This is a genomic window from Brevundimonas sp. (assembly GCF_032017145.1).
Classification (GTDB): domain Bacteria; phylum Pseudomonadota; class Alphaproteobacteria; order Caulobacterales; family Caulobacteraceae; genus Brevundimonas.
Map to the genome: position 1 here is coordinate 1 of NZ_DALZQC010000141.1, position 6,869 is coordinate 6,869.

The 6,869-nt window shown below is 67.3% G+C and carries 7 protein-coding genes; all 7 read right to left on the reverse strand.

What is annotated here, in order from left to right:
- Window positions 1–156 precede the first annotated feature (156 nt).
- Window positions 157–1,374 carry an RIP metalloprotease gene (locus RTU05_RS16345; protein ID WP_312599389.1) on the reverse strand — a complete coding sequence of 406 codons (1,218 nt, stop codon included), beginning with the start codon at window positions 1,372–1,374 and terminating at the stop codon, window positions 157–159.
- A 24-nt stretch (window positions 1,375–1,398) separates the two neighbouring features.
- Window positions 1,399–2,595, reverse strand: a complete 1,197-nt coding sequence (gene dxr / locus RTU05_RS16350; RefSeq protein WP_312599390.1) for a 1-deoxy-D-xylulose-5-phosphate reductoisomerase — start codon at window positions 2,593–2,595, stop codon at window positions 1,399–1,401.
- Entirely contained in the window at window positions 2,592–3,410 is an 819-nt protein-coding gene (locus RTU05_RS16355; protein ID WP_312599391.1) for a CDP-archaeol synthase, read from the reverse strand. The genes dxr and RTU05_RS16355 overlap by 4 nt, the downstream gene beginning before the upstream one ends.
- On the reverse strand, window positions 3,410–4,168 hold the full coding sequence (uppS, locus tag RTU05_RS16360) for a polyprenyl diphosphate synthase (RefSeq protein ID WP_312599392.1): 759 nt from the start codon (window positions 4,166–4,168) through the stop codon (window positions 3,410–3,412). Before uppS ends, RTU05_RS16355 begins: the two co-directional genes overlap by 1 nt.
- A gap of 38 nt (window positions 4,169–4,206) precedes the next feature.
- Window positions 4,207–4,764 carry a ribosome recycling factor gene (gene frr / locus RTU05_RS16365; protein WP_312599393.1) on the reverse strand — a complete coding sequence of 186 codons (558 nt, stop codon included), beginning with the start codon at window positions 4,762–4,764 and terminating at the stop codon, window positions 4,207–4,209.
- Window positions 4,765–4,804: 40 nt separating this feature from the next.
- Window positions 4,805–5,539, reverse strand: a complete 735-nt coding sequence (gene pyrH, locus RTU05_RS16370) for a UMP kinase (protein WP_312599394.1) — start codon at window positions 5,537–5,539, stop codon at window positions 4,805–4,807.
- A gap of 127 nt (window positions 5,540–5,666) precedes the next feature.
- Entirely contained in the window at window positions 5,667–6,608 is a 942-nt protein-coding gene (tsf, locus tag RTU05_RS16375) for a translation elongation factor Ts (RefSeq protein WP_312599395.1), read from the reverse strand.
- Window positions 6,609–6,869: the final 261 nt, after the last annotated feature.

Here is a 6,869-nt window from a genome sequence, read left to right on the forward strand (position 1 = left end):
CGGGCGTGGCCTGCACCGGCGCGGTTTGGGCCAGGGCGGGTGCACCCAGGCCGGCGGCGACGGCCAGCGCCAGCAGGCTGGAACGGGCGCTCAATCGAACGGCGGCGCGAGAGGTCATGTCATTCATTCGGGAAACCATCGGGGGCTGGCGTCGGCTCAAGAGACGAGCCCGCCGAGGAATTGGAATAGGTTGAGCTTCTGTAGGTCGTTCCACGTCGCGAACAACATAAATCCCGCCAAAAGCGCAAGACCTGCGCGATAGCCCATCTCCTGGAACCGCGCCGACACAGGTCGCTTGGCCACGGCCTCATAGCCGTAGAAAAGCAGATGCCCGCCGTCGAGGATCGGAATGGGAAGCAGATTTAGAAAGCCGATTCCGATCGAAAGTATGGCGGCCAGGGTCGTCAGCGTCAGGAGCAGATTGATCGCGATCTGGCCGGGCGCCGGGCCGGCCTCGACCGCAGCGGTCGTCAGCGAGCCGGTGGCCTTCGCGATGCCCAGCGGCCCGCTGAACTGATCGCCCGACTCTCGGCCGGTCAGCAGACGTCCAAGATAGGTCAGGGTCGAGCCGATCACATCGCCGGTCTGGCGCACGCCCTCGACCACGGCGCCGACCGGGCCATAGCGGATGTGACGCACGTCGGCGGCGGTCGAGCCCAGGCCCAGGCCGATGCGGCCGACCTTGACGCGGCCGGCGACCGGGTCGTTCTCTTCGCGCCGCTCGGGCACCGCCGTCAGTTGCAACGTCTGCGCGCCGCGTTCGACCGTGAACCGCACGGGATCGCCGGTGGACAGCATGACGGTGCGCGTCACCGCGCTGCCGTCCTTGATCGCCTTGTCGTTCACGCCCGTGATCAGGTCGCCGACCTGGAAACCGGCGGCGGCGGCGGGCGATCCCGCCTGCACCTGGGCCACGCGCGCCGGACGCAGTTGGACGCCCACGGCCATGAAGACGATGGCGAAGATGGTGATGGCCAGGATGAAGTTGGCGACAGGCCCGGCGGCGACGACAAGGGCGCGCTGCCACACGGGCTTGAAGTGGAAATAGTCGCGCTCCGCGCCCGGTCCACGCTCTGCGACGACACGCTGGCGCAGCTCGTTCAGCCCCGCCTGATCCGGCACGCTGGAGGCGTCCAGGTCGCCGGAAAACTTCACATAGCCGCCCAGCGGCAGCCAACCCAGCCGCCACTCGATGCCATGCCGATCGGTGCGGCTGAACACGGCCTTGCCGAAGCCGACCGCGAAACGATCCACCTTCACGCCAAAGGCGCGCGCGACCAGGAAGTGACCCAGTTCATGGATGGTGACGATAAAGGTCAGCACCAGCAGGAAAGGCACGATGTAGATCAGTATCTGACCCAGGACGCCCAGCATTCGAAAATCGTCTCCCCCGACCGATCAGGCCGCGCTCGCCAGTCCGGCGATTATGGAACCGGCCATCAGACGGACCTCGGCGTCGACCGACAGGGCCGCGCCGCAGGCGTCTCCAGAGCCGAAAACCATCCCCGCTTTCGTCGCACGTTCAAGGGTTTCGGCGACGACTGCGGCAATATTGAGAAACGCCAGCTTCCGGTCAAGAAAGGCGAAGGCCGCGACCTCGTTGGCGGCGTTGAAAACGGCCGGCGCCGCGCCACCGGCCTTCAGCGCCTGACGCGCCAGATCCAGGGCGGGAAAGCGCGCCAGATCCGGCGCCTCGAAGGTCAGTCGGCCCAGCAGGGCCAGGTCCAGTTGGGGCGCCGGCCAGGCGATGCGGTCCGGCCAGGCCAGGGCGCAGGCGATCGGCGTGCGCATATCCGGCGGCCCCATCTGCGCCAGGGTCGATCCGTCCACATATTCCACAAGGCTGTGGATGATCGATTCGGGGTGCACCACCACGTCGATCCGGTCCTGAGGCATGTCGAACAGATAGGCCGCCTCGATCATCTCCAGGCCCTTGTTGGCCATGGTGGCGCTATCGACCGAAATCTTGGCGCCCATGCTCCAGTTCGGGTGGGCCACCGCCTGCTCCGGCGTGATCGCCACCATCCGCTCGCGCGGGGTCTGGCGGAACGGCCCGCCCGATGCGGTCAGGATCAGCTTGGACACCCGCTCGGGCGCCTCGGCCGGGAAGACTTGGAAGATGGCGGAATGTTCGGAATCGACCGGGATCAGCCGTCCCCCTGCCCGACTGACCCGCTCGATCAGGGCGGGACCGCAGCAGACCAGGCTCTCCTTGTTGGCCAGGGCCAGGGTCGCGCCCGTCCCCGCCGCCGCCCAGGCCGACTTCAGACCTGCGGCCCCGACGATGGAGGCCATGATCCAGTCGGCGGGTCGGGTCGCCGCCTCCACGATGGCCGTCTCCCCCGCCGCCGCCGCGATGTCGGTTCCGACAAGGGCGGCCCGCAGATCGTCCAGCCGTGCGGGATCGGCGGTGACCGCCACCCTCGGCTTCCATCGGCGGGCCTGTTCGGCCAGCTTTTCGATATTGGCGCCGCCCGTCAGGGCCTCGACCTCGAAGGCCCCGGTTCCCGACGCCTCGGCCTGGGCCATCAGATCCAGGGTCGAGGAACCGACCGATCCGGTGGCGCCCAGCACGGTGACACGACGATGAATCACGCGCCGCGCTCCAACATCAAAACCAGCAACCGCCCAGCCGCCACCACGACCACGGCGAACATCAGCCCATCGACGCGGTCCAGCAGGCCGCCGTGGCCTGGGATGGTGTTGCCGGCGTCCTTGACCCCGAACCGCCGCTTCAACGCCGATTCCCACAAATCGCCCGCCATCGTGGCCAGCGCGGCCGCCAGGCCCAGGATGGCGCCCCAGACCACGGTCAAGGCGCCCATGTCGACCCAGGCCGTCATCAAGCCGCCCGCGACCGCGCCGGCCACTATGCCGCCAATGAAGCCTGACCAGGTCTTATTGGGCGAAAAGCGGGGCCACAGCTTGGGCCCGCCAAAGGTCGAACCGGCCAGATAGGCCACGATGTCCGCCGACCAGGCCACCGCGAAGACCAGCACGGTCCAATGCAGTCCGATCGGGCTGTCCACCCCGCGCAGCCAGATCAGCAGAACGGCCGGCCAGCCCAGATAAAGCACGCCGTAAGCCGCATCCAACGCCTCCTGCCCGCGACTGCGAGCATAGACTCCGGCGGCGGCCGCCCCGAACACCAGCATGATGAAGGCCACCGACATCACGCCGAAATGCGCGCTGATCACCGCCGCGACGACGCCGAAGCCGACGGCCCCGCCCATGACGCGCCGGGCGTGGGGCGCGCTCATCGCCGCCCATTCGAACGCCAGGACGACGCTGGCCGCCACCATCAGCGCCAGGAACCAGACGCCCCCGGCCCAGGTCGCCGCCACGGCGGCGGGCGCCAGGACCACGGCGGAGGCGGCGCGCAGGGCGATGTCGCGGGGCTTGACCGCCATCAGGCTGTTTCGCGCAAGGGCGAGACAGCGCGCCCTCCATAGCGGCGGTCGCGTTGTCCAAAGGCTTGGATGGCCTCGGCCAGGGCCTTGGGACCGTAGTCGGGCCACAGGATGTCCTGGAACACCAGTTCGGCGTAGGCGGCCTCCCACAACAGGAAGTTCGACAGCCGCTGCTCGCCCGATGTCCGAACGATCAGATCCAGCGGCGGCGAACCGGCCGTGGTCAGTCCCGCCTCCAGGGCCTGTTCCGTCAGGGGCTCGGTCGTTTCGCCTGCCGCCAGGCGCGCCATGTGACGGCGCGCGGCGTCCACCAGATCGGCGCGACCGCCATAGTTGAAGGCGACCTGCAACAGGAACTGGTCGTTATGCGCGGTCTGGGACTCGGCCCTGTCGATGATGGCGGCGATATCGGCGGGCAGGCCCTCGCGACGGCCCAGTATCCGCAGGCGGACCCCGGCCTTTTCCAGCCGCGCCAGGTCGCTGGCCACATAGGTCCGCACCAGACCCATCAGGTCCGACACCTCGTCCTCGGGCCGGCTCCAGTTCTCGGTCGAAAAGCCGAAGACGGTCAGGCATTCGATGCCCAGGTCCGGCGCCGCCTGGATGGTGCGCTTCAACGCCTGCACGCCCTCGCGGTGGCCCAGGGCGCGCGGCAGGCCCCGCGCCTTGGCCCAGCGGCCGTTGCCGTCCATGATGATGGCGACATGGCGCGGACCCGCGAGGCTCGGCCCTGAAGAGGCGGCGCTGTCTGCCGTCATCTGTCGTGCGATCCCTTCAGGCCCAAAGCCGTTTCGCCTCAGACCTGCATGATCTCTTGTTCCTTGGTCTTCAAGGCCTCGTCGATGCGCTTGATGGCCGCGTCCGTGTCCTTCTGGACCTCGGTCTCCATCTTCTTCTGCTCGTCCTGGCTGATCTCGCCGGCCTTCTCGGCCTTCTTCAGGTCGTCATTGGCGTCGCGGCGGACGTTGCGGACCGAAATCTTCTGTTGCTCGGCGTATTTGCCGGCCAGCTTGACCAGATCCTTGCGGCGCTCCTCGGTCAGCGGCGGCACGGGAATACGCAGGGTCTGGCCGTCCACGATGGGGTTAAGGCCCAGGTTGGCGTTGCGGATCGCCTTTTCGACGGCGACGACCATACCCTTGTCCCAGACGCTGACACTGATCATGCGCGGCTCGGGCACGCTGATGGCGGCGACGGCGGTCAGCGGCGAGGCCGAACCATAGGCCTCGACCCGCACCGGCTCCAGCAGGCCGGCGTTGGCGCGGCCGGTGCGCAGCCCGCTGAACTCTTCCTTCAGGGCGGCGACGGAACGGTCCATTCGGTCGCGATAGGTCTTGAGGTCGGGTTTTGCCATGGTCTTGGTCTCTCTTCGTTTTTCCGGGTCGCGCGGACGTTCAAGCGACGTCCTGAATGACCGTGAACGTGCCTTCGCCGGTCAGGGTCCGGCGAAGCGAATTGTCTTCCCGGATCGAGAAGACCACGATGGGGATGCCGGTGTCGCGCATCATGGCGATGGCCGAGGCGTCCATGACCCGCAGGTCCTTGGCCAGCACGTCCTGATAGGTCAGGGTCTCGTAGCGGGTGGCGGTCGGGTCCTTCTTGGGGTCGGCGGTATAGACGCCATCGACGCTGGTGCCCTTCAGCAGGGCGTCGCAGCCCATTTCAGCGGCGCGCAGGGCGGCGCCCGAGTCGGTCGTGAAGAAGGGCGCGCCGACGCCGGCGGCGAAGATCACCACCCTGCCCTTTTCCAGGTGACGCAGGGCGCGGCGGCGGATGTAGGGTTCGGCGATGGCGGCCATCGGAATGGCGCTCTGCACCCGCGTCGAGACGCCGATCTTCTCCAGCGCCGACTGCATGGCCAGGGCGTTCATGATGGTGGCCAGCATGCCCATATAGTCGGCCTGGGCGCGCTCCATCCCCGCCGCCGCCTTCGACAGGCCGCGGAAGATGTTGCCGCCGCCGATGACCAGACAGATTTCGATCCCCTCGGCGGCCACGTCGGCGACGGCCTTGGCGACCGTGTCGACGGTCTTCATGTCGACGCCGAACGACTGATCGCCCATCAGCACCTCGCCGGAGACCTTCAGCAGGACGCGTTTGTAGCGGAAGGTTTTGGGGGCGTCGGGCATGTGCGGAGGGTCCGTTGGCTGCTGCGCCCTTGAATCAGGCGACTTCTTATAGACGAAGGGCGCGCCGGCCATCAAAGCCGAACGCGCCCTTCTGATACAAAACCCTCACGAATGAGGGGATGGGGGCTTAGTTGCCGCCCATCATGGAGGCGACTTCCGACGCGAAGTCGGGGCCTTCGACCTTCTCGACGCCTTCACCCAGCGCCAGGCGGACGAAGCCGGCCAGATGCAGGTTGGAGGAGCCCAGTTCCTTGGCCGAGTTGGCGACTAGCTGTTCGATGGTCACGTCCGGGTCCATGACGAACGGCTGCTTGGACAGCACCACGTCCTTCTGGAACTTGTTGATCTGACCTTCCACGATCTTCTCGATCATGTTTTCCGGGCGGCCTTCTTCCTTGGCCTTTTCGATCAGAACGGCGCGTTCCTTCTCGATGGCGGCGGGGTCCAGATCGTCCGTGTTCAGCGACAGCGGCGCGGTGGCGGCGACGTGCATGGCGATCTTGCGGCCCAGTTCGCGCAGAGCGGTCTTGTCGCCCTCGCCTTCCAGGGCCACCAGCACGCCGATGCGGCCCACGCCCGGCGAAACCGCATTGTGGACGTAGGTCGAAACCACGCCTTCCGACACCGACAGGCGGGCGGCGCGGCGCAGTTGCATGTTCTCGCCGATGGTGGCGATCATGTTGGTCACTTCGTCTTGGACCGTCTTGCCGGATTCCAGTTCGGCGCCGTGCAGGGCTTCGACCGTGTGGTGCTCCAGACCCAGTTGGGCGAACGACTTGGCGGCGTTCTGGAACAGCTCGTTACGGGCGACGAAGTCGGTTTCCGCGTTGAACTCGATGGCGGCGGCGACTTCGCCCTTGCCGTCTTCCTTGGACGCCACGGCGACCAGGCCCTCGGCGGCGACGCGGTCGGCCTTCTTGGCGGCCTTGGACAGGCCCTTGGCGCGCAGCCAGTCGATGGCGGCTTCGATATTGCCGTCGTTTTCCTGCAAGGCTTTCTTGCAGTCCATCATGCCGACGCCCGAACGCTCGCGAAGTTCCTTCACGAGGGCGGCAGTGATCTCGGCCATGTTCTTCTCCTTGGGGGATTCGTATGTGGGAACGGCCGGACTGACTTAGCCCGGCCGTGTGTCAGTTCATCGGGCGGCGTTCGAAAGCGCGACCGCCGCCCTGCGGACCATCAGCCCGTGGCCTTCTCGGTTTCGACCGCGTCGTTGGCTTCCGAAGTGGCGGCCTGGGCCGCTTCGTCGGCGACGGCCGGTTGAGCGGCGGCTTCAAGTTCGGCGGCGGCGCCTTCCGCGCCGGCCGGAGCCGCTTCAGCGGCGACCGGC